The organism is Novosphingobium kalidii (assembly GCF_040534015.1).
GTDB lineage: Bacteria > Pseudomonadota > Alphaproteobacteria > Sphingomonadales > Sphingomonadaceae > Novosphingobium > Novosphingobium kalidii.
Window position 1 is genome coordinate 60,110 of record NZ_JBEWLY010000008.1, and the last position, 26,442, is coordinate 86,551.

Annotated in this window: 23 protein-coding genes and 1 tRNA gene; 12 read left to right on the forward strand and 12 right to left on the reverse strand. The window is 60.9% G+C overall.

What is annotated here, in order from left to right:
* Positions 1 to 210: 210 nt before the first annotated feature.
* Positions 211 to 1,902, forward strand: coding sequence for a hypothetical protein (locus ABVV53_RS03455; protein ID WP_353982925.1), 1,692 nt, complete (start codon positions 211 to 213; stop codon positions 1,900 to 1,902).
* Positions 1,903 to 2,030: 128 nt separating this feature from the next.
* Here ABVV53_RS03455 and ABVV53_RS03460 read toward each other — a convergent pair.
* Positions 2,031 to 2,120, reverse strand: a tRNA-Ser gene (locus tag ABVV53_RS03460).
* 154 nt (positions 2,121 to 2,274) lie between these two features.
* On the opposite strand from ABVV53_RS03460, the gene ABVV53_RS03465 reads away from it, so the two are divergent.
* From ABVV53_RS03465 to ABVV53_RS03505, 9 genes are read left to right on the forward strand one after another with little or no spacing between them, the layout of a single operon-like run.
* Positions 2,275 to 3,309 carry a lytic murein transglycosylase gene (locus ABVV53_RS03465; RefSeq protein WP_353982926.1) on the forward strand — a complete coding sequence of 345 codons (1,035 nt, stop codon included), beginning with the start codon at positions 2,275 to 2,277 and terminating at the stop codon, positions 3,307 to 3,309.
* On the forward strand, positions 3,293 to 4,279 hold the full coding sequence (locus ABVV53_RS03470) for a septal ring lytic transglycosylase RlpA family protein (protein WP_353982928.1): 987 nt from the start codon (positions 3,293 to 3,295) through the stop codon (positions 4,277 to 4,279). Before ABVV53_RS03465 ends, ABVV53_RS03470 begins: the two co-directional genes overlap by 17 nt.
* 60 nt (positions 4,280 to 4,339) lie before the next feature.
* Entirely contained in the window at positions 4,340 to 5,485 is a 1,146-nt protein-coding gene (locus ABVV53_RS03475) for a D-alanyl-D-alanine carboxypeptidase family protein (RefSeq protein ID WP_353982929.1), read from the forward strand.
* The gene (gene tmk, locus ABVV53_RS03480) at positions 5,482 to 6,108 is read left to right on the forward strand and encodes a dTMP kinase (protein WP_353982930.1); all 627 of its coding nucleotides are present in this window, start codon (positions 5,482 to 5,484) and stop codon (positions 6,106 to 6,108) included. The genes ABVV53_RS03475 and tmk overlap by 4 nt, the downstream gene beginning before the upstream one ends.
* Complete coding sequence (locus ABVV53_RS03485; protein ID WP_353982931.1) at positions 6,105 to 7,082, forward strand: DNA polymerase III subunit delta'; 978 nt, start codon at positions 6,105 to 6,107, stop codon at positions 7,080 to 7,082. Before tmk ends, ABVV53_RS03485 begins: the two co-directional genes overlap by 4 nt.
* Positions 7,083 to 7,107: 25 nt before the next feature.
* Positions 7,108 to 8,673 carry a methionine--tRNA ligase gene (metG, locus tag ABVV53_RS03490; RefSeq protein WP_353982932.1) on the forward strand — a complete coding sequence of 522 codons (1,566 nt, stop codon included), beginning with the start codon at positions 7,108 to 7,110 and terminating at the stop codon, positions 8,671 to 8,673.
* Positions 8,673 to 9,449, forward strand: coding sequence for a TatD family hydrolase (locus ABVV53_RS03495; RefSeq protein WP_353982933.1), 777 nt, complete (start codon positions 8,673 to 8,675; stop codon positions 9,447 to 9,449). Before metG ends, ABVV53_RS03495 begins: the two co-directional genes overlap by 1 nt.
* A complete protein-coding gene (locus ABVV53_RS03500; RefSeq protein ID WP_353982935.1) occupies positions 9,446 to 10,225 on the forward strand; it encodes an MBL fold metallo-hydrolase in 780 nt (259 codons plus the stop codon). Before ABVV53_RS03495 ends, ABVV53_RS03500 begins: the two co-directional genes overlap by 4 nt.
* Positions 10,222 to 10,404, forward strand: a complete 183-nt coding sequence (locus tag ABVV53_RS03505) for a hypothetical protein (protein ID WP_353982936.1) — start codon at positions 10,222 to 10,224, stop codon at positions 10,402 to 10,404. The genes ABVV53_RS03500 and ABVV53_RS03505 overlap by 4 nt, the downstream gene beginning before the upstream one ends.
* 633 nt (positions 10,405 to 11,037) lie before the next feature.
* Here the strand turns inward: ABVV53_RS03505 and ABVV53_RS03510 are convergent.
* The 4 genes from ABVV53_RS03510 to ABVV53_RS03525 form a co-directional block, all read right to left on the reverse strand.
* A complete protein-coding gene (locus ABVV53_RS03510; protein WP_353982937.1) occupies positions 11,038 to 11,553 on the reverse strand; it encodes a GNAT family N-acetyltransferase in 516 nt (171 codons plus the stop codon).
* Between the two features lie 209 nt (positions 11,554 to 11,762).
* Positions 11,763 to 12,179: a response regulator gene (locus tag ABVV53_RS03515; protein ID WP_353982938.1), complete on the reverse strand. Its 417-nt coding sequence runs from the start codon at positions 12,177 to 12,179 to the stop codon at positions 11,763 to 11,765.
* Positions 12,180 to 12,264: 85 nt separating this feature from the next.
* A complete protein-coding gene (locus ABVV53_RS03520; protein WP_353982939.1) occupies positions 12,265 to 12,879 on the reverse strand; it encodes a response regulator transcription factor in 615 nt (204 codons plus the stop codon).
* Complete coding sequence (locus ABVV53_RS03525) at positions 12,869 to 14,395, reverse strand: PAS domain-containing sensor histidine kinase (RefSeq protein WP_419956740.1); 1,527 nt, start codon at positions 14,393 to 14,395, stop codon at positions 12,869 to 12,871. Before ABVV53_RS03525 ends, ABVV53_RS03520 begins: the two co-directional genes overlap by 11 nt.
* Positions 14,396 to 15,137: 742 nt before the next feature.
* Here ABVV53_RS03525 and mazG point away from each other — a divergent pair.
* Complete coding sequence (mazG, locus tag ABVV53_RS03530) at positions 15,138 to 15,929, forward strand: nucleoside triphosphate pyrophosphohydrolase (protein WP_353982941.1); 792 nt, start codon at positions 15,138 to 15,140, stop codon at positions 15,927 to 15,929.
* Here the strand turns inward: mazG and hflX are convergent.
* The 7 genes from hflX to dusB all read right to left on the reverse strand — a co-directional run bounded on the left by hflX (position 15,906) and on the right by dusB (position 25,213).
* Positions 15,906 to 17,225 carry a GTPase HflX gene (hflX, locus tag ABVV53_RS03535; RefSeq protein ID WP_353982943.1) on the reverse strand — a complete coding sequence of 440 codons (1,320 nt, stop codon included), beginning with the start codon at positions 17,223 to 17,225 and terminating at the stop codon, positions 15,906 to 15,908. The genes mazG and hflX overlap by 24 nt on opposite strands.
* A gap of 43 nt (positions 17,226 to 17,268) precedes the next feature.
* A complete protein-coding gene (gene hfq, locus ABVV53_RS03540) occupies positions 17,269 to 17,823 on the reverse strand; it encodes an RNA chaperone Hfq (protein WP_353982944.1) in 555 nt (184 codons plus the stop codon).
* 130 nt (positions 17,824 to 17,953) lie between these two features.
* Positions 17,954 to 19,348: a nitrogen assimilation response regulator NtrX gene (gene ntrX, locus ABVV53_RS03545; protein WP_353982946.1), complete on the reverse strand. Its 1,395-nt coding sequence runs from the start codon at positions 19,346 to 19,348 to the stop codon at positions 17,954 to 17,956.
* Positions 19,349 to 19,351: 3 nt separating this feature from the next.
* Positions 19,352 to 21,595: a sensor histidine kinase gene (locus ABVV53_RS03550; RefSeq protein WP_419956741.1), complete on the reverse strand. Its 2,244-nt coding sequence runs from the start codon at positions 21,593 to 21,595 to the stop codon at positions 19,352 to 19,354.
* 59 nt (positions 21,596 to 21,654) lie between these two features.
* Positions 21,655 to 23,070 (reverse strand): sigma-54-dependent transcriptional regulator, encoded by a 1,416-nt coding sequence (locus ABVV53_RS03555; protein WP_353982947.1) that lies wholly within the window; start codon positions 23,068 to 23,070, stop codon positions 21,655 to 21,657.
* Entirely contained in the window at positions 23,067 to 24,200 is a 1,134-nt protein-coding gene (locus ABVV53_RS03560; protein ID WP_353982948.1) for a two-component system sensor histidine kinase NtrB, read from the reverse strand. Before ABVV53_RS03560 ends, ABVV53_RS03555 begins: the two co-directional genes overlap by 4 nt.
* Positions 24,197 to 25,213 carry a tRNA dihydrouridine synthase DusB gene (gene dusB, locus ABVV53_RS03565; protein WP_353982949.1) on the reverse strand — a complete coding sequence of 339 codons (1,017 nt, stop codon included), beginning with the start codon at positions 25,211 to 25,213 and terminating at the stop codon, positions 24,197 to 24,199. The genes ABVV53_RS03560 and dusB overlap by 4 nt, the downstream gene beginning before the upstream one ends.
* A 75-nt stretch (positions 25,214 to 25,288) precedes the next feature.
* On the opposite strand from dusB, the gene ABVV53_RS03570 reads away from it, so the two are divergent.
* Entirely contained in the window at positions 25,289 to 26,440 is a 1,152-nt protein-coding gene (locus tag ABVV53_RS03570; protein WP_353982950.1) for a bifunctional 2-C-methyl-D-erythritol 4-phosphate cytidylyltransferase/2-C-methyl-D-erythritol 2,4-cyclodiphosphate synthase, read from the forward strand.
* The last annotated feature ends 2 nt before the right edge of the window (positions 26,441 to 26,442 follow it).

A 26,442-nucleotide genomic window follows, 5' to 3' on the forward strand; every position in this document is an offset into this window, starting at 1 on the left:
CGTCTCTAACTGCCGTTTGTCCCTGTCGTTGCGCTGGTTGGCGGATGCGATCACGCCTTTTCGCCAGGATTTCAGCGATGATCGCGACAGAGCAGAGCGACCGCGGAGTGTAGGGCAGCTGCCCTTCTTTTGCTCGCAAAGCAGTGCAACGCCTGAGCCAATGCCGACGATCGAGGCGAAGTTGGTGGAAAGAAACACAGGAGGATGCATATGAAATTGGAACGCCGTGTCGTGCTTGGAGCAGCCCTCACTTCTTTCTTTGCGATCGCAGTGGGGTCCGCCGGGGCCCAAAGCGTCGGCGGGACTTTGCCCGCTAAGACGGGTACGGCTGGGGCGATCGGCCGCTACGAAGTGTTCACTATTCCGTTTGATCCAGAGCTGGCCTTCCGCAGCGCCACCTACACGCCGTCGGGCAAAGTGCTCGTTTCCTACGCCGAGAACCCTAACCAACCTCGCCGCGAGATCATGCTGGCCACACAGGATGACGACGGCAGAAACTTTCGTCCGTTCTTCTCTCAGGCGCTGCCAGAACGCCCGAAGGATAACGGCATTCGCTTCATGGTGTTCGCCGATAACAAGCGCATATTCACCGGCGACCACGTAATCGAATGCACCACCAGCCTCGAGACCTGCAAGGATGCAAAGCTGCTTCCGGTTGAATATCCGGCCGAGATCGCGGACGGCGACCACATCAGTCACCGCTGGTCGGAAATGATTGTGGCGCCTGACAACAAGCATGTGTCTTGGACGACGCTGTTCTCGAACTACTCGGCGATGGTTTTTACCGGAGAGTTGAAGCGCACACCGGCCGGGTACAAAATCGCCAAGACCCGGATTGTAAGCACAATAGATCCGTTCGAGCCGGATCCCAAGCATGCCGATGGCGTGATCCCGCAGCCGTTGCGCGGCGGTGAGGTCAAACAGTTCGTACATGGCGGCACAGGCATTTCGCTGGCAGGCATGCGCCACCGCGACCTGGCGGACTCCACGGTGCTTCATCTGCCCACCGGCAAGGTCGAGGCGATCACCGAAACACCAGGCTACGACGAGACAACGATCTTTTCGCCGGATGAGCGACTCGGGGTCGTAATGACCTCGCGATTTTCGCCCAAGACAAATTTGGCGGTGCTCGATCTTCTACCGCGCCCTTATCCCGATGGTCTCAACATGGGGCTCAACTCGCTGGCCTACAACTACTCGGTCTCTGGTGTCCGGCAGACGCGCAGCGGCAACATCGGTCCCGCGCTGATCGAAATCGATCCGTCCAAAATGAAGGAGGGGTACGTCGGTACCAATCTCAACGTCCAAGAGGACTGGGTGTTCGGCTCTCCGCTGTCGTGGCACCCCAGCAGTACCAAAGCGATGTGGATCGAGCGGCAGCGGGGAGAACGTCGCGAGGAAGGCGCCCGTCAGCCCGGACGTATGCAAGCAGTCCGCCTGCTTGACTACAAGCCCGGTCCTGCGGTCCGCGTACAACCCACTCCCGAGAATATGGCCTATGCCTCGAGCGACTTGTCCGTCGCTAAGAGCTATGCTGGTAAGACGCGGGACATCGATGCGAAGGTGTATGGCAAGCAGTCGGGCCACCTCGTTTACCGGCGCACGCCGACAGGCTTGATCGAGAAGACCTACTTCAATTTCAGTGACGACGGGCAGCATGTCTACAATGGACGCGAGACGATGCAGAACAACCCGCGCGGCAACTCTACCTACATCGCCGACGTGGCACTAACGGGCCCCAAGCCAGGGGTGATGAAGCTGAAGATGACGTTCGGCCCTGCAACAGACTTCTACGAACCGACCAAGATCGTATTTGCTCCTGACGAATCTGGTGTGCCGTTATCGGGTGGATACGTCGAGTACGACGGCCAGAGGCTGGAAGTCAGCTCATTGGCCTCGTGAATGAGGACGGGTGGAGGGCCTCAGCCCGAGTTCCGCACGACCGCAATGCTGCTCGGGTGGCCTAGCGGCTGCCCGAGCACTTCCTATAAAGCCACGGGGATCTTGAGGAACTTGCCGGAGGGGGTAGTTGGCGGACAGGGTGGGATTCGAACCCACGGTGAGCTTGCACCCACGCCGGTTTTCAAGACCGGTGCCTTAAACCACTCGGCCACCTGTCCCGCCTGAAGAAGCGCATAGCCGAATGGCGGCAGGGTGCAAGCCGAAGCATCCTTTACGCGCGTTCTCATGGAGGGGAGGGGTGGCCCCGGCACGCTGATCCGAGCAAATCCGGCATTCCCATAGCCAAGCATTTGTGCGAGATCGGATGAGAATATGAGACGACGCTTTCCGCTTCGCCTGGTGCGCCACAGTTTGCTTTGCGCACTTCTTTTGAATCTGTCGCTACCTGCGGCGCAAGCGCAGCCGGGTGGGCAAGGCTTCGATGTCTATCTTGAAACCGTCGCGGCGCGCGCAAGACGCGAAGGGGTCAGCAGCGGGACTATCAATCGCGTACTCACGGGGCTGACGCCAAACGCGCGTGTAATCGAGCTTGATTCCGGACAACCGTCGCGCAGTAGCACGCCGCCGCCCACGGCACCTTATATCGTCCGGCACGTCGATGCGGCGAGGATCGCTCGCGGGCGGGACAACTACGCCCGCAATGCGCACCTGCTGCCCACCATCGAGCGGCGTTATGGAGTGCCGGGTTCGGTGCTGATGGCTATCTGGGGGCACGAAACCAACTACGGCAGCTACCTGGGCGATTTTGATCTCGCTCGATCCTTGGCCACGCTGGCGTGGGAAGGGCGGCGGCGGGCCCTGTTCGAGGGAGAACTGATCGCGCTTCTCAAGATGGTCGAGCAAGGCGTTCCGACGAGCCGCCTTAAAGGCAGCTGGGCCGGTGCCTTCGGGAATCCTCAGTTCCTTCCCAGCGTATATCTTCGACTCGCGGTGGACGGCGATGGCGACGGCAGTGCGAACATCTGGAGCAGTGACGCCGACACCCTGGCGTCCATAGCCAATTACTTCCGCGATGCCGGCTGGCGCCCCGGTCAGCCTTGGGGCGTAGCCGCGTCGGTGCCCGCCGGCTTCCCGGCCGCCAGCGCCGCCACCCGCCTTTCAGCGCCGACCTGCGATCGCGTCCACGCCCGTCATGGCCGTTGGCTAACAGTTGCGGAGTGGCGCCGGTTGGGGGTCACGCCGCTAAAGCCCGTTGGCGAGGACGTGCTTGCGTCCCTGTTTCAGCCCGACGGCCCCGGCACGCCGGCGTATCTGTTAACCGGGAATTATCGAGTCATCCTGCAGTACAATTGCTCCAACTACTATGCATTGTCCGTGGGGTTACTAGCCGATGAGATTGCCCGTTAGCCGCGCCCTGCCGATGGCAGCTCTGTTGCTGGCAAGCGGATATGCGATCACGGTCGAGGCACAGCCAGAGCCGGCAGCTGCAGCAGCACCGATCGGTCCGGCAGAGGACTATCCGGTTGTGGTCGGTGAACCCTACAAGATCGCGGACACGACCTGGACGCCAGTCGACCAGCTTAACTACGATGCAGTGGGTTATGCCAGCGTCCAGCAAGAGGGGCCGTCGGGTATTTCGGGCGCGCACAAGACGTTGCCACTGCCGAGCTATGTCGAAGTGACGTCGCTGGACACCGGAAGCACTATTCTGGTGCGCTTGATAGAGCGCGGCCCCATGGTCAACGATCGGCTCGTCGCGCTCTCTTCGGCGGCGGCGCAGGAACTGGGCATTTTGGTCGGTTCTAAAGCAGCTGTGCGGGTTCGTCGGGTCAATCCCCCCGAGGTCGAGCGCGCCCGGCTGCGCACTGGTGGGGCCGCGTTGCAGCGCATGGATACGCCGGATTCGCTCCTCAAGGTGCTGCGCCGCAAGCTCTCGGAGCAAGACCCGCTCACGCCATCGCCCAGCCTGTCTTCGTCGGCCCTGCCGGCTCAGACTCCGGCTGCGTCAAGCGCGCCATTGAAAGCGGCTCTCAAGGCTCCGCCTAAGGCTTCTACCACTCTCGGGAAAGCCTCTGTCCCATCTGCGAGCCCGTCCACCGAGGCGCTCAAGCCCGAAGCGGCGCCCTTCGGGGCAGTTCAACCGGCAGAGCACAAGGCCTCCAACGCCAAGGGGACGCATGCGGTTCAGGTCGCTTCGTTCTCCACCGCGGAACGGGCGGAGAGGGTGGCTGGAGAGCTTGGCGGGTATGTCAGCACTGCCGGTCGTTACTGGCGTGTGCGGCTTGGACCGTTCAAGAGCAGTGGAGAAGCCGCGCCAGCGCTGGAGAAGGCCAGGGCAGCAGGCTATAGCGATGCGCGAATCCAGCGTGCGGACTGAGGCTACCTGAGCCGCTCGCTGGCAACACCGCGGTGGGCGGTGTCCGGGAGTTCGCGGGTCTTGAAGCGGTTGCTTACGTTTATTCTTGCGCTGGCGGTGCCTGCCGGCGCCCTTGCCGCCAATCCTCCGGTACCCCCTGAAGTTGCTCGCGTGCCTGTGAGCATGTTGGTGGACCTCGGCTCTGGCGAGGTACTGGTGGCCCGGCGGCCAGACGTGAGCTTCCTTCCGGCATCTGTTACCAAGGTGATGACCGCTTACGTGGCTTTCGAGGAGATCGGCGCCGGGCGCCTGCCTCTCGACCGCACGTTTTTTGTGCCCCCGGAGATATCTCGAGAGTGGTTTGCCAAGGGCACCTCGATGTACCTAAAGCCGAACCAGCCCGTTAGCACAGACGCGCTGCTGCACGGCATCATGACCGCGTCAGCGAACGACGCATCGATGGTGCTGGCGCACGGCTATGCCGGATCGGTCGAGACTTGGTCTCTGATGATGAATGATGCCGCGCGGCGGCTCGGCATGACGCACAGTCACTATAACACACCCAACGGCTGGATGGACGAAGGCCAAACCTTCGTGAGCGCCCGCGACCTGGTACGCCTCGCCGACGCTATGACGATGCGTTACCCGGAGCTCTACAAGCGCTTCTCGGGACAGAAGCACTATCGCTGGCAAGACATATCCATGCGCAGCCATGACCCGACCGTGGGCGTTGTACCCGGAGCCGATGGGATCAAGACCGGGTACACGCGGGAGGCAGGATACAACTTCCTCGGCTCGGCCGAGCGCAACGGCCGGCGTCTGGTCATGGTGCTGGCAGGGGCGCGGACGCACTTCGACCGGGACGCGGCCGCCAAGGCCCTGCTCGAATGGGGCTTTTCGGAGTGGCGCAGCTACCCCTTGTTCGACAAAGCGGCGATCGTCGCCAGAGCCGATGTGCAGGATGGTTCCGCCGCATCCGTGCCTCTCGTCGCGAACCGGGAGCTCTACGCAACAGTACCGCGCTATTCGCCTTCGCGAGTGGGGATGCAACTTCACTATCGTGGGCCACTCGTCGCGCCGATCGCTAAGGGTGCTCAAGTTGCCGAGCTTGAGGTGCAGGTCGATGGTGTCGAATCGTCGCGCATTCCTCTCTACGCGGCCGAAGAAGTGCCTGCGGCAGGCGTGCTGGCGAGGATGCGCAACGGCTTGATGAACATCTTCTCATGAGCACCGGCAGATTCATTGCGTTCGAGGGAGGGGAGGGCGCCGGAAAGTCCACCCAGGCACGCTTGCTGGTCGATGCCTTGCGCCAGCGTGTTATCGAGGCGGTGCTTACCCGGGAGCCGGGCGGGACAGGTGGGGCTGAGGCCATTCGCAAGCTTCTGCTCGCGAACGAAGGAGAGGGCTGGAACTGGCGAGCCGAAGCACTGCTCTTTGCAGCCGCGCGGTCGGATCATGTCGAGCGGCTCATTCGGCCCGCACTCGCAAGCGGACGATGGGTGATCTGCGACCGCTTTGTTGATTCCAGTCGTGCTTATCAGGGCGGCGCCGGGGGGCTAAGCGACCAGGATATTTGCAAGCTGCACCAGATCGGCAGCAACGGGTTGTTGCCGGACCTCACGGTTCTGGTGACTGTCGCACCTGAGATCGCGGAGCAGCGTCTCACCGTGCGTGACGCAGGCGTAAGCGACCGCATTGGCGCCAGACCGCGGGACTATCACGTAAGTGTGGCTGCCGCATTCGTCCGCATCGCGCAGGAGGAGCCCGACCGCTTCGCCGTTGTCGACGGGAATGGCACGGCTGAGGCCACTCACGCCTTGATAATGCAGGCTATTGAGCGGCTGCTGTGACCAGTTCCACCTTCATCGGTCAGCAAGCGGCCTGGCAGGAGTGGGTTTCAGCGCTTGCATCCGAGCGCATGCACCACGCCTGGCTACTTGCCGGTGCGAAGGGGTTGGGGAAGGGCGACTTCGCCCGCGCGGCCGCGGCTGAGTTGGTAGGGGCTGGCGAGGGGGCGGTTGTCAGTCCCTCGACGCACCCCGACATCCACATTCTCGAGCATTTACCTGCGAACGACGACGAGGCCAAGAAGAAGGCGGAAGGCAAGCCGTACCAGTCCAAGCGGAACATCAGTGTCGATCAGGTCCGAAGCATGATTCGACGCTTGTCCACAAAGCCTACGATGGGAAATCTCAGAGCTATCGTCGTCGATCCCGCTGACGACCTTGAGAAGAGCGCCGTAAATGCATTGCTGAAGGCGCTAGAGGAGCCGCCTGCCGGCACTTTCTTCCTGTTGGTGGCTCATCAGCCAGGCCGATTGTTGCCGACGGTCCGGTCCCGCTGCCGCGTGCTGCGCTTTGCGCCTCTTTCGGCAGAAAATCTCGACGTGGTGCTCCGCCGCGAGTTTCCTGAGGCAGAAGCAACTCTACGCGAGCAAGCCATTGCTGCCGCCGGGGGTTCTCCAGGTGTCGCGCTTGCTTTCGTGGAGCACGGTCTGAGCAAGGTTCACCGGCTGATGCAGCAGATCATGTCGGACGGAGACAGTGATTTTCTTCTGCGAGGCGCGCTGGCGGACGCCATGGGGACAAGGCCATCTCGGGATCGGCAACTTGCCACGCTCGAACTGGCGCGAGCGACGCTCGCCTCCGAATTGCCCACCGCTGCGTCGCGTCGTCAGCCGGCCGTCATCGAAGCGCACGCTGCGCTGACGCGCCTGTCTGCTCAAGCGCCCACCTATAATTTCGATTCAGGCCTGCTCATATTAGAGATTGGCGGGTTGCTGGCATCTGCCGCGATGCCTAGAGAAGCTGCTCACCAGACCTGACAGTTACAGAAAGCCGCAACGGCGCATGGCTGAGCCTTACTACATCACTACCGCCATCAGCTATCCAAACGGCCGGCCGCACATCGGCCACGCCTATGAGGCGATTGCGGCCGACGTCATCGCACGACACCGCAAGGCGGAAGGTTTCGACGTCCGTTTCCAGACCGGCACGGACGAGCACGGCTTGAAGATGGCGCAGAAAGCCCGGGACCTCGGTATCACGCCTGCTGAGCTTGCAGACGAGATGTCGTCTTATTTCAAGGTGATGTGTGATGCCTTGAATGTTGGCTATGACACATTCATCCGAACGACCGAGCAGCGGCATCAATCTGCAGCGCAAGAGTTGTGGCGGCGCATGGAAGCCGCCGGTGACCTCTATCTTGACCGCTATGAGGGTTGGTACTCGATACGCGACGAGGCTTACTACGACGAAAGCGAGCTGATTGCGGGTGAGGGTGGCGAAAAGCTTTCGCCGCAGGGCACGCCCGTTGAGTGGACGATTGAGGAGAGCTGGTTCTTTCGTTTATCCAAATACCAGGATCGCCTGCTCGAGCTTTACCGCAGCGAATTCATTCGTCCGGAAAGCCGTTGCAACGAGGTGACGCGCTTCGTGGAAGGGGGGCTGCGCGATCTCAGCGTTTCGCGCACCAGCTTCGACTGGGGTGTCCCCGTACCCGGCAGTGACGGTCACGTCATGTACGTCTGGGTGGATGCGCTGACCAACTACATTACCGGCCTCGGTTTTCCGGATGAGACCGGCGACTTTGAAAAATGGTGGCCAGCGGATCTCCACTTGATTGGCAAGGATATTGTCCGGTTCCATGCCGTCTATTGGCCCGCTTTCTTGATGAGCGCTGGACTCCCGCTTCCCAAGCAAGTCTTCGGGCACGGTTTCCTGCTCAATCGAGGGCAGAAGGAATCCAAGTCGCTGGGCAACGTCACCGATCCGCTGGCGCTCGCAGATCAGTTCGGCGTGGACACGTTGCGCTACTTTCTCTTGCGCGAAGTCGCCTTCGGTCAGGATGGCAGTTACTCGCCCGAGGCGATCGTCACCCGCGTGAATGCGGAGCTTGCGAACAGCTTCGGCAATCTGGCTCAGCGGACTTTATCCATGATTTTCAAAAACATGGGCGGTGAATTGCGCACGAGTTTTGAGCTGTCAGATGCGGATGTGGCGTTAGGCGACTCAGTGGCGCTAGGTATCACGGGGCTGCGCCGGGCCTTCCTCGACCTTGATTTCAGCGATGGTCTTGAGTCCTGGATGCGAGCAGTGTTTGCCTGCAATCAGTACGTGGATGAGCAGGCGCCCTGGACTCTGCGCAAGACCGATCCGGAGCGTATGGAAGCAGTGCTGATGACGCTTTTGCGTTGCGTGCGCAGCCTTGCGATCGCTGTTCGGCCCGTCGTTCCCACAGCGATCGACAAGCTGCTGGACCAGATGGGTGTCGCACCGAATGAGCGAGACTACCAGGCCTTGTCTGACGGACTCTGGCTGGAAAGGCTGGCGGAAAGCGGCATCCGCATTGCCCAGCCCGTCGGTGTTTTCCCGCGGTTGGAAATCCCTGAACCAGCCCAGAGTGCGAGCACCTGATGCTGATCGATTCTCATTGTCACCTCGAATACGAAGGCTTGGTCGAGGATCGGGCAGGTGTCCTGGCCCGGGCGCGAGACGCGGGAATCGGCGGTTTTCTTAATATCTCAACGCGCCGTTCCGAGTGGAACGCCGTGATCGGAACCGCCGCGCAAGAAGGGGACGTGTGGGCCAGCGTTGGCATCCATCCACATGAGGCTGACGCACATGCCGACCTGGGCGAAGCTGCATTGATGCAAGCAGCGGCTCATCCGAAGGTCATCGGGATCGGGGAGACGGGGCTCGACTACTATTACGACAAGTCGGATCGGCAAGTTCAGCAAGCTCTGTTCCGCACCCACATCAGCGTTGCACGCGCGACTGGACTGCCGCTGATCGTTCACACGCGCGATGCGGAAGCGGATACGGCGGCCATCATCGAGGATGAAATGGCCAAGGGCACTTTCCCTGCATTGATCCATTGCTTCACCGCATCGGCAGATTTCGCGCGCCTCATGCTGGAACAAGGCCTAACGATTTCGCTATCTGGCATCGTCACCTTCAAAAATGCGAAGGACTTGCAAGCAGTTGCTGCGCAACTGCCCGAGGAGCGGCTACTGGTGGAAACGGATGCGCCGTTCCTTGCGCCGGTGCCACATCGCGGACGCGCTTGCGAGCCTGCCTTTACAGCCGACACCGCTCGGTTTGTAGCGGGTCTGCGCGGCGTCAGTCTTGAGAGTCTTTCTGAGACTACAACCCGTAACTTCTTCGCGCTTTTCAAGAAGGCCGCGATATGAAGGTGACACTTCTCGGCAGCGGAACCTCCACGGGCGTGCCGCGGCTCGGAGGAGAAGAAGGCATCGACTGGGGCCTCTGCGATCCCGCGGAGCCGCGCAACCGCCGAAGCCGGGTCTCGATCGTCGTGGAGAATGAACGAGGTAGCCGGCTTCTTGTCGACACCTCACCCGATTTGCGAAGTCAGCTGCTGAACTGCAACATCACGCGGGTGGATGCAGTGTTCTGGACTCACGACCATGCGGATCACTGCCATGGGATCGACGATCTGCGCCCGCTTCGCTACGGCCGCGGCGGACCCATTCCGGCTTACGCCGCCTCTGAGACGGCGCGCCGATTAAGGCAGCGCTTCGGGTATGTCTTCGCTGGCCAATTCGGCTATCCCACAATCGCGTCACTGGACGATTTGCAGAACCTCCGGATCTGTGAAGGTTTCGGCGTCTCCAATTGCCAGATGACGCATGGGCCAGCGCAGTCAACCGCCTACAGATTTGATTGTGACGGGAAATCCGTAGGTTACGCCACGGATTTCAGCGAAATTACCCGGAGTATGGTGGATCTCTTTGTGGGCTGCGACATTCTCGTCGTGGATTGTCTGCGCCGTGAACCGCACCCGACACACGCGCACCTTGGCATGGCTTTGGAACTGGCAGATGCCGCGCGGGTTCGCCGAGCCGTGCTTACGCATCTTGACAAGAGTATGGACTACGCAACGTTGTCTGACGAGGTGCCCGGACACGTGCTCGTCGGCTATGACGGGATGGTGCTTAACGCATGAGAGCTGACCTGATCGTCTCAATTGTGATTGTCGTGGGAGCACTTGTCCTTGCTTGGCGAGGACTGCGGGCGCAGCCCATGGTTCCGGGACGGCGGCTTACGATGGCTCTCGTTTGGGTCGTCATCATAGTGGGCGTCGTATTTTTGGCTCAGACGCTGGGACTTGAAGTCGCGCGATGACGGACGCTCCTGATGAAGCGCGGGGTCAAGCTGCTACTTCTCAGCTAATCATTTAACATAATATATATTATCGGTCGCTGTGGTTGTAAGCTCCAGATAGAAGCCCTCGAGCCTCTCGAACTCCGCGACGGCTATGGCGAAAGCCTCATCCTCGGTGCTGGCGCCTTTGACCTCGACAGCTCGTTGACACTACATGGTGGTCGTGACCCGTGGAATCCGGAACATTATTGAAAGATAAGACATTAATCCGGACATTCGATGCTTCTGGATCTATTAAAAACGAAGATTTGTCGATGTCTCATTCAACCTAAGGGTGAGTATCCGGCATTCATTCGGCCGCCCGAGCGGCGATAGCCCCCGCATAGTCGCGTGGATTTAGCCAGCCAAGCGATGGTCGAGCAAGGCTCTCGTCATAGGTTGCCGAAACCGATGGAGAAGCACTCGAAATCAACGTTCCAAAGCGGCTCAGCCGAACCAAGGCATATTGCCCCGGTGACAGCAGCGCTGGGCCACGGAGGTGGCAAATGCGAGTACAAGGGACGGGTTTGCTTACGCCCGGAGCGCCGACAGTGTCACGTTACCCGGCCGCCGTTGCCGCTTCTGTTTGACAAGTCGCCACCTGTGTCACCCTATTTACACGAGTTCTTTTGTTACGATAACCAGTGTCGGATCGTCGTTATAAGGCTTCACTGAAAACCCCAGGTCGCGCTCCACGCTAAGGGCAGACGTGTTCTGGCGGCTTTCGACCGACTCTAGCCTCTCAGCGCCTGTCGCTCTTGAGTAATCCGCTGCCATATTGAGCATTGCCCATCCGATGCCCTTCTGTTTGTAATCAGCTCTCACGACAATCGCCACTTCTGCACGCTTGCCGGAGTCATCCTTGGCTACCATGGCGGTTGCCACCAAAGTACCGTCGTCCTTAAAAGCCAAGAAGTCCTCGGTCCCTTTGTGATCGACATCAGTCATCATCGCGATCTGATCGTCGGAGACTCCGTGAATACAGGAGAGGAAGCGGAATCGCAGATCATCGGTAGTAACCTTGGCGAAAAAGGCCCTAAGCAGGGGACCATCGTCGCTGCTGACCGGCCGCACATGCAGGCTCAGGCCTGATCGGGTTTCCATGGTGCGCGACTGTTCGTTTTCTGCCATCACTCGTTCCTTGCCTTTATGTGTTCACCGGCATGGGCGACTACGGTCCGCTCAGCCCCACGAGCAGTGAACATGCCATGCACACAACGGGTTTCCCAAGGTTCACACATCATCTTAAGCGCGGGAAGGCCGGATACATGCTTCCTCGCGGAGACGGCCTGCAAAACGGCCGAGCCGTTGCACCTATCGAGGCATTCGAGAACTGTTCGTCAAGGCCGCTCATCCTCGGGCTCCTGCTCTGAAAGCCTGTTGATAGTCTCGACAAGCGTATGATCGCGGAAGGGCTTCTCCAGAACAACGTTGAACCCTTCTGCGCAAGCGCGCTCTTGAAGCGTGGGTGACGAATATGCCGTGATCAGAACCGCAGGCCCCACCCACCCGCGCGTGCGCAGGCGCGACAGGACCTCCAGGCCGTCAATATTGTCCATACTGTAGTCAGCAACGATGCAACGGGCGTTGATGCTGGACGGATCGGCCAGCAAGGCGGCGCCGGTGGCATAGGCACGCACGTCGAAGCCCTTGGCTTGCAGCAGCAGTTGCAGCGATCTGCGTACGCCGGCGTCGTCCTCCACCAGAAGTAAACGCGGCCGCTTGGGGGCAGCCCCCGATAACTTGTCGCTAACCATCAAACACCGCCAAGTCCGACGCTATTGCCAGGCTCAGCAAGATGCCGTTGGCCCGGCCCGCCGTCGCTACGTAAACGTCCGGATATCAGCCGCCCATGCCGGCCGCGAAGGCGATACGCAGTGCCTCGGAGAGGCTCCTGACGTTGAGCTTGGTCATCAGATTGGCACGATGCACCTCGACTGTGCGAGCCGATATGCCGAGGTCATAGGCGATTGTCTTGTTGGGGAGGCCTTGCGCAAGACCATTGAGCACATCCTGCTCGCGTGCGGTTAACCCCGCAATATGCAAATTGGCGTCCGCCGCGCGGCTTACGCGCTCTTCGGCATCGTTGAGTCGCTCAAAGGCGCTCTCGATCGCAGATAAGAGCACCGCCTTTTCGAAAGGCTTCTCGATGAAATCGATCGCGCCTGCCTTCATGGCCCGCACTGCAATAGAAACATCTCCGTGTCCGGTGAGAATGACCACTGGCATGGCAACGCCACGCTCGATGAGCATCTGCTGCACTTCGAGACCGTCCATCTCGGGCATGCGGACGTCGAGCAGGATACATCCGGGCCGGGCGTTCTTCACATTCCTCAAGAACTCGACACCCGAGGCCCAGGCCGCCACCTCAAAGCCGGAGGTCTTGAGCATAAAACTGGCCGACTTCCGAATGGCGTCTTCATCGTCAACGATGTGAATTGTACGCTTATCGGCCATCCGACTTCTCCGGCTCCACTCTTACCAAGGTGAAATTGAAACACGAGCCACCGCCGGGCCGCGGCTCCATCCAGATATGGCCACCATTCGCTTCGACGATTGTCCGACAGATCGACAGCCCCAGGCCCATACCGTCTGTCTTCGTGCTGACGAAGGCCGTGAAGAGCTGCGCGGCTACCTCGGCGGCCACGCCCGGGCCGGTATCAGAAACCGTCACACGCACGAATCCAGCCTGATCGGGGCCAGTACTCACTGTGAGGACCCGCTCCTTCGAATGGCCCATCGCCTCCACCGCATTACGGACCAGATTGACCAGCACTTGTTGGATCTGGATTTTGTCGACAAGGACGTCGGCGGCATCGTGGTCCATGTCGAAGCGCGTATCTATGGACTTCTCGCTTGCGCCCATCAGACCGAACGCGGCCGCCTCGGTGATGAGCAAGGGCAGCTTTTCAACGGTCTTTTCAACCTCGCCCCTCGCGACGAAGTCCCGCAGACGGCGAACGATGTGGCCGGCCCGCATTGCTTCGCCAGCCGCGTCGGCCAGCGCCTCTCGGATCATGAGAAGGTCCTCGGCATCCGCATTTACGAGAAGATCCCGTACCGCCTCGACATAATTGACAACTGCCGTGATCGGTTGATTGAGCTCGTGGGCGAGCGTCGAGGCCATAGTGCCCATAGCACTGACGCGGGCTACGTGGATCAACTCGGATTGGAGTTCCTCAAGCTGTTTTTGGGTTCGCTGGCGTTCGGTGATGTCGCGGACAAACCCGGTGAACAGCCGCTGGCCTTCGCCGGTCGCTTCACCTACCGAGAGCTCCATCGGAAAGGTTGAGCCGTCCCTGCGCTGGGCGAAGACCACCCGCCCTATGCCGATGATGCGCCTTTCACCGGTTTTCAAGTAACGCTCGAGGTAACCGTCGTGACGTTCGCGGTCCGGCGAGGGCATCAGCACGCTGACATTCGAGCCGACGACCTCCCCTGCGTCATAACCGAAGAGACGCTCGGCAGCCGCGCTGAACGATTGGATAAAGCCTCGCTCGTCGATAACGATCATCGCGTCCGGAACGGTCGAGAGGATCGAGCGCAGGTGGTTCTCGCTGGTCTGAAGAGCAACGTCGTTGGCCCGCTTATCAGTTATGTCGCGCACCACAACGGCGAAGCCGCGGAGGCTGTTGTCCGCATTGCGCAGAGCCGTCATGGATACGCGGGCCAGGAACTCGGATCCGTCGCTGCGGACCCGCCAGGCATCGAATTCGGCCCTCCCCTGCGCCTGCGAAAGAGAGAGATCAGCATCAGGCTGCCCTTGTGCGACAGCGTCAGCAGGATAGCAGAACGAGACTGGCTTTCCGACGGCTTCGGCCTGGCTCCAGCCGATGAGCTGGCGCGCACCCTCGTTCCAGATGACCACCTTCCCCTCAGGATTGAGCATCAAGATCGCATAGCCCTGGACCCCGTTGATGAGCAGGGCCAGATCTTCCGGGTTGATCATACAGGCATCGCAGGGATCCGCCATTCGTGCAGAATCGACGCCCGGCTATCACTGCCACGGACAGTGTCTGACAGCTCCGGTCGGTCGCGGGCCGCCGGACCGCACGTCAAGGAAGCCGGTCCGCCAAGTTTCGAAAAATATGTCCCGTTATCCTGCATAAACTGAAGTGCCGCTTGGCCTCGCGATTGTTTCAACAGCAAACATAGCAATCCTGCGTCCTCCAGCCACGGCGCTCCTATAACTTTTCGTCGCCTTGATGCGCACGTTACCGCCCCGAGACACCTGTTCAGAAGAACCCCGCTGCGACCAATTCAGGGATAGTGCTGTTGAGCTTCCCGATCCTTCTTCTCTATCAAACGTCCAAGGCGGGCCACCTCGACCTGACGAGCGCAGTTCGCGCGCTCGACTTCGAATAGCTTTCGGGCAAGATGCTCGTGCTACCAACGCGCCTGTCATAAGCCTGCCCTCCAGCCGCGCGAAGGTCAGGGTCTTCTCCACCGATGAGGAGCGCATGATCGCCTTGCACACGTTGTCTGGCTTGTTCGAAGATGCCGCATGAGCCTGTCATCACTTCGTGCATATAATCAGCCACGATGCGTTTTGCGGCGACTCCGCTGGCTGGAGGGCTACGCTCCACAACAGTTCTCCGCATACGTGCTGTCGAAAATCTTTTCAGCGGCTATCTCATGTGCGATCTGGCAAGCGCAACTCGATCAGTCCCATTTGAACCGTCCCGAAGCTGCTTCTTTTCAGAGTTGGTTTACGCATGACAAGCGCTGTTCACACCCAGATTGACCGCCTGCTAACCATCATGGCGCGCCTTCGCGATCCAGTTGATGGCTGCGAATGGGATCGCCGGCAGACGTTCGAAACGATTGCGCCCTATACGATCGAGGAGGCCTACGAGGTCGCCGACGCGATCGCGCGTGCCGATCTGCACGATCTGCGCGGGGAGCTTGGAGATCTATTGCTGCAGGTCGTGTTCCACGCCCGCATTGCTGAGGAAGACGGCAACTTTGCCTTCGCAGATGTCGCCACTGCCATCAGCGATAAGCTAGAGGCTCGCCATCCGCACATCTTTGGCGCCGACCCGTCTGGCGGCGATCAGACCCAGCGCTGGGAGACAATCAAGGCGGCGGAGCGCAGCGCAGCGGGAGCGACAAGCGCGCTTGACGGCGTAGCTCTGGCACTTCCAGCTCTGGTCCGTGCGGAGAAGCTCCAGAAGCGAGCGGCCCGGGTCGGGTTCGATTGGCCCGATCCAGAAGGACCAAGAGCCAAGATTCTTGAGGAACTGGCGGAGCTTGACCAAGCCGCCACCCCGCCTGAGCGGCTCATCGAAGCAGGTGACCTGCTCTTCGCCACTGTGAACTACCTTCGCGCGCATGGTATCGCTCCGGAAGACGCTCTCTGTGCTGCAAATGCGAAGTTTGAGCGCCGTTTCCGCTGGATGGAGGCGGCAGCCATCAATCAAGGACGTGATTTCGGGCACCTGACGCTGGAAGAGCAGGAAAGCTATTGGTTGGCCGCCAAGGCTTCAGAGTGCGGAGAATCGTCCTAGCTCGCGGTCGCTCAGCCGCACTTGGAGCTTAACGCGAGGCCCCTCCTCGGCGCCTTCCTCGATTTGCTCCGAAACAACTTCGCCGCGAGCATGCAGGAACGCCAGGCGCTCGCCATCCTCCGCCGGAAGAACGAAGTTGTAGATCTTCGCATCCGCCGTCAGTTCGTGTCCGACCACGGCCAACAGTTCGTCACAGCCCTCGCCCGTGAGCGCTGATATAGGGACCACGTGCTCAACGCCGCGATCCTTGGCAATCTCGTTCAACTCGCTCGCTCTGGTCGGGTCGAGGAGATCCCACTTGTTCCAGACTTCGATGATGGGGATTGCGCTTTCACCCCCCTCCTCCGGAATGACACCGAGACCGGTGAGCACTTCTAGCACCTGCCGCTTCTGGGCTTCCGTCTCCGCGTTCGCGATGTCGCGTACGTGAAGAATAACGTCGGCCGCGGTAACTTCCTCAAGCGTCGCCCGAAACGCGGCGATCAGCTGGGTCGGAAGGTCGGATATGAAGCCCACAGTATCGGACAGGATCGCCTTTTCGACGGCGGGCAGGCGTATGGCTCGCATCGTCGGATCGAGCGTTGCGAAAAGAAGATCTTCCGCCATCACATCGGCGCCCGTCAGGCGATTGAACAGCGTCGACTTGCCTGCGTTGGTGTAGCCGACGAGCGCGACAACCGGCCAAGGTGCTTTCTCCCGCCTGTCGCGGTGAAGACCGCGAGTTCGGCGCACTTGCTCCAACTCGCGGCGGATACGCGCCATGCGATCACGGATAAGGCGCCTGTCAGCCTCGATCTGGGTCTCACCGGGGCCGCCGAGAAAGCCGAAGCCGCCCCGTTGGCGCTCAAGGTGCGTCCAACTGCGGACAAGCCGGCCGGCTTGGTAATCGAGATGGGCGAGTTCCACTTGCAGGCGACCTTCGGCAGTGGCAGCGCGCTCGCCGAAGATCTCCAGGATAAGGCCTGTACGGTCGATCACCTTGCGCTTGAGCTTCTCCTCAAGGTTACGTTGCTGGATCGCGGAAAGGGAGCCGTCGACGACGACAAGCTCCGCTTCCGATTGCTCGCATGCCGTTCCGATATTCTGGATCTGCCCTTCGCCGAACAAAGTGGCGGCGCGCGGCTCGCGAATGGGGATGGTAAAGGCATCGGCAATCACCAAGCCAATAGCCAGTGCCAGACCCTTCCCCTCTTCCAGACGCGCGTCAGCATCCTGCTCGCGGTTTCCGCGCAATTGCGGATAGACGACCAGGGCACGTGCGCCGCGCGCGACCTCACCTTGTGGTTCGTCGTTCACAGCGCCTCACCCAGCATTGGCGAGCAGGAAAGCCGAGTAGTGATCAGTCCTCGTCCTCTTCGTGCGCCTGAAGATCCACGGGTGTAACCGGCTGTATCGTTGACACCGCGTGCTTGTAGGCAAGTTGCACGTAACCCTCGCGCTCCAGCATCATGCAGAACAAGTCGTACGAAGCGATGCGCCCCTGCAGCATGACACCGTTCACGAGGAACATGGTCACTTGAACGCCGGCAGTCCGCACGCTGGACAGAAATACATCCTGCAGCAGCCGCACCTTCTTGGAGCTGTCTACCCCACCTGCGAACTGACGTGCATCGACAGGCGTGCTTGGCATGATCGTGGAGATCGCGTGCTTGTACACGAGCTGCGACTGCCCGTCCCGACGCAAAAGAATGGAAAAGTTGTCGAACCACGTAACAATGCCCTGCAGCTTTACGCCCTTTACGAGAAACATCGTAACCGGCGTTTTGTTCTTGCGCAGGAGATTCAGAAACTGGTCCTGGAGGTTCTGCCCCTTCGCTGCCACCACTGCTGCAGCGGCTTCCGGCGGTGACGGCGCAGCCGCCTTGGGACGGGCCGAAAGAGTACGCCCACTCATTGCAGTCTCCTTTTTTGTTGGCAGCCGTCTATACGGTCCGCAATCTGGCCAGCACCTCGCTGCTGACCGGTCATGCGGCATGGTACTGTTTTGCTGCAGCGCAGTAAACGCGAAAATCGCCGGGGCGAGGTTAGCGGTCCTCTCCTTCCAGTTCAGCGTCCCGCCGCTCTGACATACCCAGGAGCTTGAGCTTGCGATGAAGCGCCGACCGCTCCATCCCGATGAATGACGCGGTCTTCGAGATATTGCCGGAGAAGCGCTGGATCTGCACGCGCAGGTACTCTCTTTCGAAGCTTTCCCGCGCCTCGCGCAGAGGAGCGCTCATCATCACGGAAACGCGGGAATCGCCCTCTCCACGACTGTTGAAGACCTCTGGCGGAAGCATGTCGGCCTCGATCCGCTCCAGGCGGTCCCGGGGCGTCATGATGACGGTGCGCTCCACCACGTTGCGCAATTGGCGCACGTTGCCGGGCCAGTCATAAGCCTGCAAGGCTGCCATAGCATCGACACCAATCTCGGGAGCCGCGACTCCCTGCTCGCTGGCGAAGCGTGTGAAGAAGTGCTCCACCAGTGCGGGAATATCGTCTCGCCGGTCTCTCAGAGCCGGAACGGTGACGGGCACGACGTTCAAGCGATAAAACAGATCCTCGCGGAAACGCCGCTCGGCGATTTCCTTCTCAAGGTCGCGCGAAGTGGAGGACACCACACGCACGTCAACGCGGATCTGGCGGGTACCGCCCACTCGGACAAAGGCCTGATCGGTGAGAACTCGTAAAATGCGAGCCTGGGTCGAGAGCGGCATGTCGGCGATCTCGTCGAAGTAGAGTGTGCCGCCATCGGCCATTTCCAGCATTCCCGGGCGAAGCAGGCTGCCGTCGACCTCCTCGCCGAACAATTCCTGCTCGAAGCGTTCGGGTGTGATCCTGGCCGAGTTGACCGAAACAAAAGCGTTCCCCGCACGCGAACTCCATGCGTGAAGCAAACGGGCCGCGACTTCCTTGCCCACGCCGGCGGGACCAGTGATCAGCAGACGGCTGCCGGTGTTTGCCACCCGCTTGAGCGTAGCGCGAACGTGATTGATGGCGCTGCTGTTTCCAGTGAACTCCTCCGAGTTCGAGAAATCGTGCCGTAGCTGTGCATTTTCGCGCCGCAAGCGCTCCGTCTCGGTGGCGCGCGCGACAAGGTGGAGCAGCTTCTCCGACTCGAAAGGCTTTTCAATGAAGTCCGCCGCGCCCCGGCTGATCGCGGCCACCGCCGTGTCGATGTTGCCATGGCCTGAGAAGATGATGACAGGCAGTTCCGGTTCTCGCGCTTTGATCGCGTCCAGCACCTCCAGTCCGTCCATGGCGCTGCCGTGGAGCCAGACATCCAGGAGCACAAGCGAGGGGCGCCGCATGTCCAATGCCGCAAGGGCGCTGGCGCTGTCGCCTGCCGTGCGGCATTCGTAGCCCTCGTCGCTCAGCACTCCAGCGACCAGTTCGCGAATATCGCGCTCGTCATCAACGATCAGGATATCGATCGGCATCGGCTATTCCGTCCTGCTTTTCACTTCCCCCGCATCCGAAGTGCCGACTTGTGCCAGCGGATCGGATGCGAAGCGCATTGTAACTGTGGTGCCGCCACCTTGCGCGGCCGTGAACGTCATTTCGCCGCCGTGCTCTTCCACGATCTTGTTCACGATCGCGAGGCCGAGCCCCGTGCCCTTCTCGCGCGTCGTCACGTAAGGCTCGATGATGCGCTCACGGTCCTGAGGCAGACCAATTCCGTTGTCGGTGATCCGGACCTCCACCGCCTTTGGCAAAGCTTCGAGAGCGACAGAGACCTTGCCCTTGTAGTCGTCTCCCGCATCCCTGCCCTTGGCCTCGACAGCCTCGATCGCGTTCTTGAGCACGTTCGTCATGGCCTGTCCGAACTGGTGGCGGTCGCAGCCGATGACCGGAACCTCGCCCTCGCTCGCGAAGGTGAAAGCCACGTCGGGGTGCGCGACCTCCTGAAGGAACAGGGCTTGGCGAACGAGTGCTGCAGGGTCCTCAGGACGGAAGTTGGGCTTGGGCAGGCGAGCGAAGGAAGAGAACTCATCCACCATCTTACGCAAGTCCCCGACCTGCCTGATGATCGTGCGGGTGAGATCCTCGAACAGTTCAGGATCCTGCGTGATCTGCTTGCGGTATCGGCGGCTGAGCCGCTCGGTGGCAAGCTGAATGGGCGTCAGCGGGTTCTTGATCTCGTGGGCGATGCGGCGGGCCACGTCTGACCAGGCTGCCTGCCGTTGATCCAGCAACTGACGGGTGATGTCCTCGAAAGTGATGACGTGACCAGTCGCGTCCCGCGCGATCTTGACGGCCAGTGTAAGGAGTTCACCGTTCTTGTTGTACTGGACGATGCCGCCGGGCTTACCGCTTGCCACGAGCGTCGCGATCTGAGGAGCGATCGCAGTCAGCGGCAATCCGAGAGGACCCGGCATTTCCTGCTCGAGAAGCAGCTTCTGGGCCGTGCTGTTCATCAGTGTCACCGCCCCGTCAGCCCCGGCCGATATGATTCCGGCCGTCACTGACTCGAGGACGGCCTCGATGAATACCCGCCGGTCCTGAAGCTGAAGATTGGCGCCCAACAGGGCTTGCGTCTGCTTTTCGATTTGCGCAGTCATGCGATTGAAGGCGCGGTTGAGCAGCCCGATCTCGTCGGCGCCGGTGCGCCCTTCTATGCGCAAGGCGAAGTTTCCGCCCCCTACGCGCCGTGCTGCATCGACGAGTTCATACAGCGGTTTCACCTGGCGATCGGCGAACCGCAGTGCGAACCAGACGGACAGTCCTACCAGCGCCAGCGAGGCGATAAACAACGCGACATTGAAGCGCAGCTGATAGAGCCGCGCGCGGCTCGTCAGCATCTCATAACCCTTCACGATATTTTCGGCCCGCTGCCCCTGGCTGAAAGCGAGTAAGTCCGAACTGCGAGAGGTGTAGAGATAGATCCCGGCGCCGCGATCTATGGGTGTGAAAGCGACGATCCTGTTCGCGTTTGCCTCGACTACGAAGGGCTCTCCGGCATCTATGCGTCGGACCATCTCCGGTCGTATTGCTTCCGCTTCGTTTTCCCCCTTCGGATCAACAATAGCTACGGTCCGGAGCTGTTTATCCTGCCCTTTCTGAAAGATAGCGGATTCGTCGAGCTTTCTGTTGCGCACCTGCAGATAGAGGAACTCCGGGAACTCGGGCGAAGCGACCGTTTCCTGGCTGAGGAAGTCGCGCAAATCGCTGGACATGGCCAGCGACTCCTGACTGACGTCTCGCTGGGCCTGCTCGTAGTAGCCGCGTGCAAGCTTGTTGGCATTCTCTAGCAGGCCACGCGAACTGTCCGAAAACCAGAACTCGACGCCCGACTGAAACAAATAAGACGCGAAGATCACCACCAGAAGCGTTGGAACCGCCGCAATAATCGAGAAGATGAAAACCAGTCGCACGTGCATGCGACCGGTGCCGCCAATCGTCTGCGCCGCGCGACGCAGGGCCATCCAGCGCCCAAGCAGGACCAGTATCGCCAGCGCTGGCACAAGCGTTCCGACCAGCAGCGTGGCGGTCATGTTCGAGGAGAGGAATTCGCCGTTGTTCGCGTTCGTGAACAGCGCGATGAACGTGACCGTCGTCATCGCGAGGAACGCCACGATCGCGGTTATCACCATGACGCCAAAGAAGTTCGCCCGGCGTGCTGCAACTTGCACCCGCCGCCACCATCGCGGCGGCCATGCGCGCCTGGTCTTCACATCTGCATTCATGGTTGCGCTGCTACAACACTACTGTGGCCTTTTCGCAAGGCTATTCTACGAACTGCTTATCAGGTCCTACGAGCGAAGCTCTCGGGGTCAAGGGCAAGGTCTGCCAAGCGTTTGCGAAGCGTGTTGCGGTTGATCCCGAGCGCCTGAGCGGCTCGCAATTGGTTCCCGCCTGTTTGCTGAAGGACTTGCGCGAAGAGAGGTCGCTCAAAGGCCGCCAGCGCCGTCTCGTAGATGGATCCTGAGCTGGGATGATTTGCGGAAAGCCAAAGCTCTACTGCCTGGTCGAGATTGGAACTCTGGCTCCCGCTCTGGGGGGGCTCCCCCGGTGATGAGGGTAGCAGAGGCGCAACAGTATCGACGTCGATCAAGTCCTCCCGAGCTAGCAGCGCAAGGCGAAAGATGAAGTTCTTCAGTTCTCTCACATTGCCGCGCCAGGGCTGCTGGCTGAGGAGACCGGCCGCACCGGGTGTAAGTTGTCGTCGCGGCAGTCCCTCGGCACTGGCAAGCTGAAGGAAATGCTTTGCCAAGGCCTCGATGTCGTCGGGACGCTCTCGCAGCGGCGGCATTGAGATGGGAACCACGTTCAGACGGTAGTAGAGATCTTCGCGAAACAGTCCCGCGGCAATGAGGGGTTGCAAGTCCTTGTTGGTGGCCGCGATGATGCGCACGTCCAGGCGCACTTCGTCACGTCCACCCACCCGGCGGATAGAGCCGGATTGCAGAGCCCGCAGCAGACGCGTTTGCGCCTGCATGGGCATGTCGCCTATCTCGTCTAGGAACAGCGTTCCACCTGCAGCTTGCTCGAACTTCCCGATGTGGCGCGCGACGGCCCCCGTGAAGGCACCCTTCTCGTGTCCGAACAGCTCGCTCTCGATAAGTTCGGCGGGAATGGCAGCTGTATTGACAGCGATGAAAGGGCCGGATTGGCGATGGCCCAGCTGGTGAACAGCCTCAGCCACCAGCTCCTTGCCCGTCCCGGATTCGCCAAGGATGAGGACCGTCAGATCATTTCGGAGAACCCGCGTGATCATCCTGAACACAGCTTGCATCGCCGCGCTGCGGCCGACGAGCGGCAATCCGTCTCCTTCCGGCTCGCTGCCGCCTACCCGCAAAGAACTGCTGGCCCCAACGGCCTGACGCACGGTTCTGGCCAGTTCATCGATATCGAAGGGTTTGGGAAAGTACTCGAATGCTCCGGTGTCGGTGGCACGCACTGCTGTATCCAGCGTATTTTGCGCAGAGAGGATGATTACCGGCATGTCGGGGCGGCCACGAGAGACGTTCGAGAGCGTTTCGATGCCGTCGCCGTCGGGCAGCATCACGTCTGTCACCAGCGCTGAGAAAGAGCGTTCCGTGAGAAGCTTGTCGCGCTCTGCGATGGTATCGCAGTGGACCACCGGGAATCCCTCCGCTTCGAGCGCGGCGGTGATCACCAAGGCGATCGAGACATCGTCCTCTACGAGCAGAACGGTCATGCGCGCCCCCTGTCCTTGTTCTTGTCGGCCGTACGCGGCTTGATTTCGCGGGCGAGCGGGAGATGGATGCGAAAATGGGTCCAGCCGCCTGCCTCATCGCGCTCATGGCTGATACGTCCGTTCATGTCGCGCACGAGCTTTCTGACGAGGGGCAGGCCAAGACCCTGCCCCGCCTTCTTGGTGGTCACGAACGGTTCGAAGATGTGTTCGCGCATTGCTGCGGGTACGCCGGGGCCATTGTCGCTCACGCGCAGTTCAACGGGAAGGCGGACGGACCTGCCGGATTCCGCGGCATGGAGTTGCAGACCGCTGGCAAAGCGGGTGCGAATGACAACACGGCCTGTGTCCTGATCGGAGCAAGCTTCGCGCGCATTCGACAACAGATTGATCATGACCTGAACCAGCCCATCGGAGCTGCCGAGCACCGCGGGTAACGAGGGATCGAACTCTTCCTCAATGCGATGCGCAGTGTTTGCGAGGTCTCCTGCCTTGAGCACGTCAATTGCGCGACGTGCGGCCTCGTGAAGGTTGCAGGGCTCCACCACCGGGGGTGTCCGGCGGCTAAGGTGCTGCATGCGATCGATCAGAGTGGCAATGCGGTCAACTTCGGAGGTAATGAGGTCCGTCAGCGCCCGGTCGCGGTCGTCCACACGGCGCGCGAGCAGCTGTGCGGCGCCCCGAATGCCGGCGAGAGGATTCTTGATCTCATGAGCCATGATCTCCGGCCCGCGCAAAGCGGCATTGTCAGCGCCACCCGAGTCGTCGCCAAGAGCCTCCGTGGGCGTGTTGTCGTGTATGGTCAGCACCTGCCAACCTGGGCAATCGGCGACGGGGGCCACGTTGATGTCAATACGACGGGTGGCTCGATCCTTGATCCTGACGACGATCTCGCGAGCCGATACAGGCGTCTCCACATCGGCGATACGCTCGAAAAATCGCGCGTCGCTTAGTGTTAGGATATTGCCGAGCCGTTTGCCGACCAGTCTGCGGAGGCTTTGACCGAAGAACTGCTCGGCAGCTGGATTTGCAGAGGCAATGGATTGGCCAGGCTCAAGCAGTATCACTGCATGGGACAGGCTCCCTAGCTGCCGACTGGCATCCGGGATCGCACCACGCGCCGGCTCGCTCATGCCGCTTTGCGCTGGCACCACGGCGCGTAGAACTCGGCTAGCGTTCGGATCACCTCGTCCGGGCTATCGATGAAGTTGACGCGGTTGCGCAGTTCTGCCGATCCGGGCAATCCCTTAGTATACCAGCCCAGGTGCTTGCGCGCCATCTTCACGCCCGTGTCGCGCCCATAGAGCGACAGCATCTCATCGTAGTGCTCGCAGATCAGCTCGAACTGGGCGCCGATGCTGGGAGCGGCCATCTCTTCGCCGGTGCGCAGCCAGTGCATGATCTGACCCAGCAGCCAAGGCCGGCCATAAGCCCCGCGTCCGATCATCACGCCGTCGGCGCCTGATTGCTCGAGCGCAGTCGCCGTATCTTCAATACCGCAGATGTCTCCGTTCACGAGAACCGGCACGGTGACGGCGTTTTTCACCCGGCGCACGAAACTCCAGTCTGCGCTGCCTTTGTACATCTGGTTGCGGGTGCGGCCGTGGACAGTGATCATCTTGGCGCCAAGGTCCTGCGCTATGCGCGCCAGCTCGGGAGCGTTGAGACTGTCATGGCACCAGCCCATTCGCATTTTCACGGTGACCGGCACGTCCACAGCCTTGACTGTCGCTTCGATCAACGCAGCCGCCAGATTGACATCGCGCATTAATGCCGAACCAGCCTCTCCATTGACCACTTTACGGACCGGGCAGCCCATGTTGATGTCGATGATGGCTGCGCCTCGATCGGCGGACAACTTCGCGGCTTCCGCCATCTGTATGGGGTCGCAGCCGACAAGCTGCATCGATACAGGTTCCTCCGACAGATCCCAGGCAGCCTTCTGGACCGACTGGCGCGTCTCACGGATGGCAGCGGGGCTGGCTATCATCTCGGTCACATTCAGTCCCGAGCCGAAGCGGCGCACCAGCTTGCGGAACGGCAGATCGGTGACGCCGGTCATGGGGGCGAGCACAACCGGGCACCCGACCTCGATCGGACCGACGTGAATGGGCTTGAGAGCCGGGGGTGTTGCAAGTGCGGTCATGGTCAGGGTGCCTAAAAAACAGGCAGTCACATAGTGGATTGCCCGGAAGCCATCAAGGGATTACCCGCGATCATCATGCTCGGGGACACCCATTCACTACATGCGGCCGCCGTCGTGGTTGCGGCCGGAAAAGGGCTCCGATCGGGCCAGCCGCTGCCGAAGCAGTTCGCCTCCTGGCGCGGCAAACCTGTGGTCCGGCACTCCGTAGAGGCTCTGCTAGCAAGTGGCGTGGCTCCTGTGATCGTGGTGATTCCCGAGAATGCTGCCGAGGTCGCACGTGATGCGCTCGCCGGTATTGCGGAAGACGTTCGCTTCGTGACCGGGGGTGCCAGCAGGCAGGATTCGGTTCGCGCCGGTCTTGAAGCCTTGGTAGGCGAGTCACCTGCGCATGTTCTCATCCACGATGCCGCCCGTCCTGCTCTGTCTGGCGTCCTGATCGATCGCCTCCGAGCGGCCTTGCAGGATCATGCCGGGGCCATCCCGGTCCTGCCGGTGATCGACAGCCTTGCTTATGCAGATGGAAGCCTGATGGGAGCGCCCGCGCCCCGCGAGGCCTTGCGCCGGGTGCAGACGCCGCAGGCTTTCCACTTCCAAAATATTTTGACTGCGCACCGTTCCTGGGAAGGCCCCACGACCGCCGGTGATGATGCGCAGGTCGCTCAGGCCGCGGGCCTAGCCGTGACACTCGTCGAAGGAGACGAAGCCCTGCACAAGCTCACTGTTGCCTCCGACTTTCATGCAGGCGCTCCGCTCGTGCGCGTGGGCATGGGCTACGACGTTCATCGCCTTGCCAAGAGCGAGGAGCTTTGGCTCTGCGGGGTCCGGATCGAGCATGATTTAGGCCTCGCAGGACACAGCGATGCGGATGTCGCGATCCATGCTCTGGTAGACGCACTTCTGGGAGCGATTGGCGCCGGGGACATCGGCAGCCACTTCCCGCCGTCCGACCCTCAATGGCGCGGCGCGTCCTCTGATCGCTTCCTGGAGCACGCAGCCTCTCTCGTCGCGCAAGCGGGCTATCGCATCGGCAATGTAGACGTGACCATCGTTTGCGAGGCTCCCAAGATCGGCCCACACCGCGAACGCATGCGTGATCGGCTCGCAGCGATCCTTGGTATCGCGCGAGATCTTGTAAGCGTTAAGGCAACCACAACCGAGAAACTCGGGTTTACCGGTCGTGGCGAAGGTGTCGCCGCACAAGCCGTGGCAAGCCTCGTCACAAACTGAAG

Coding starts and splice junctions, on each gene's coding strand:
- dusB (WP_353982949.1), bottom strand. CDS start 25,213: ATGACCGCACTTGCAACACCCCCGGCTCTCAAGCCCATTCACGTCGGT.
- ABVV53_RS03570 (WP_353982950.1), top strand. CDS start 25,289: ATGCTCGGGGACACCCATTCACTACATGCGGCCGCCGTCGTGGTTGCG.
- ABVV53_RS03500 (WP_353982935.1), top strand. CDS start 9,446: ATGAAGGTGACACTTCTCGGCAGCGGAACCTCCACGGGCGTGCCGCGG.
- tmk (WP_353982930.1), top strand. CDS start 5,482: ATGAGCACCGGCAGATTCATTGCGTTCGAGGGAGGGGAGGGCGCCGGA.
- ABVV53_RS03525 (WP_419956740.1), bottom strand. CDS start 14,395: ATGGCGGATCCCTGCGATGCCTGTATGATCAACCCGGAAGATCTGGCC.
- ABVV53_RS03470 (WP_353982928.1), top strand. CDS start 3,293: ATGAGATTGCCCGTTAGCCGCGCCCTGCCGATGGCAGCTCTGTTGCTG.
- ntrX (WP_353982946.1), bottom strand. CDS start 19,348: ATGCCGATCGATATCCTGATCGTTGATGACGAGCGCGATATTCGCGAA.
- ABVV53_RS03495 (WP_353982933.1), top strand. CDS start 8,673: ATGCTGATCGATTCTCATTGTCACCTCGAATACGAAGGCTTGGTCGAG.
- ABVV53_RS03560 (WP_353982948.1), bottom strand. CDS start 24,200: ATGAGCGAGCCGGCGCGTGGTGCGATCCCGGATGCCAGTCGGCAGCTA.
- ABVV53_RS03550 (WP_419956741.1), bottom strand. CDS start 21,595: ATGAATGCAGATGTGAAGACCAGGCGCGCATGGCCGCCGCGATGGTGG.
- ABVV53_RS03465 (WP_353982926.1), top strand. CDS start 2,275: ATGAGACGACGCTTTCCGCTTCGCCTGGTGCGCCACAGTTTGCTTTGC.
- ABVV53_RS03505 (WP_353982936.1), top strand. CDS start 10,222: ATGAGAGCTGACCTGATCGTCTCAATTGTGATTGTCGTGGGAGCACTT.
- ABVV53_RS03455 (WP_353982925.1), top strand. CDS start 211: ATGAAATTGGAACGCCGTGTCGTGCTTGGAGCAGCCCTCACTTCTTTC.
- metG (WP_353982932.1), top strand. CDS start 7,108: ATGGCTGAGCCTTACTACATCACTACCGCCATCAGCTATCCAAACGGC.
- ABVV53_RS03515 (WP_353982938.1), bottom strand. CDS start 12,179: ATGGTTAGCGACAAGTTATCGGGGGCTGCCCCCAAGCGGCCGCGTTTA.
- hfq (WP_353982944.1), bottom strand. CDS start 17,823: ATGAGTGGGCGTACTCTTTCGGCCCGTCCCAAGGCGGCTGCGCCGTCA.
- ABVV53_RS03555 (WP_353982947.1), bottom strand. CDS start 23,070: ATGACCGTTCTGCTCGTAGAGGACGATGTCTCGATCGCCTTGGTGATC.
- ABVV53_RS03520 (WP_353982939.1), bottom strand. CDS start 12,879: ATGGCCGATAAGCGTACAATTCACATCGTTGACGATGAAGACGCCATT.
- mazG (WP_353982941.1), top strand. CDS start 15,138: ATGACAAGCGCTGTTCACACCCAGATTGACCGCCTGCTAACCATCATG.
- ABVV53_RS03510 (WP_353982937.1), bottom strand. CDS start 11,553: ATGGCAGAAAACGAACAGTCGCGCACCATGGAAACCCGATCAGGCCTG.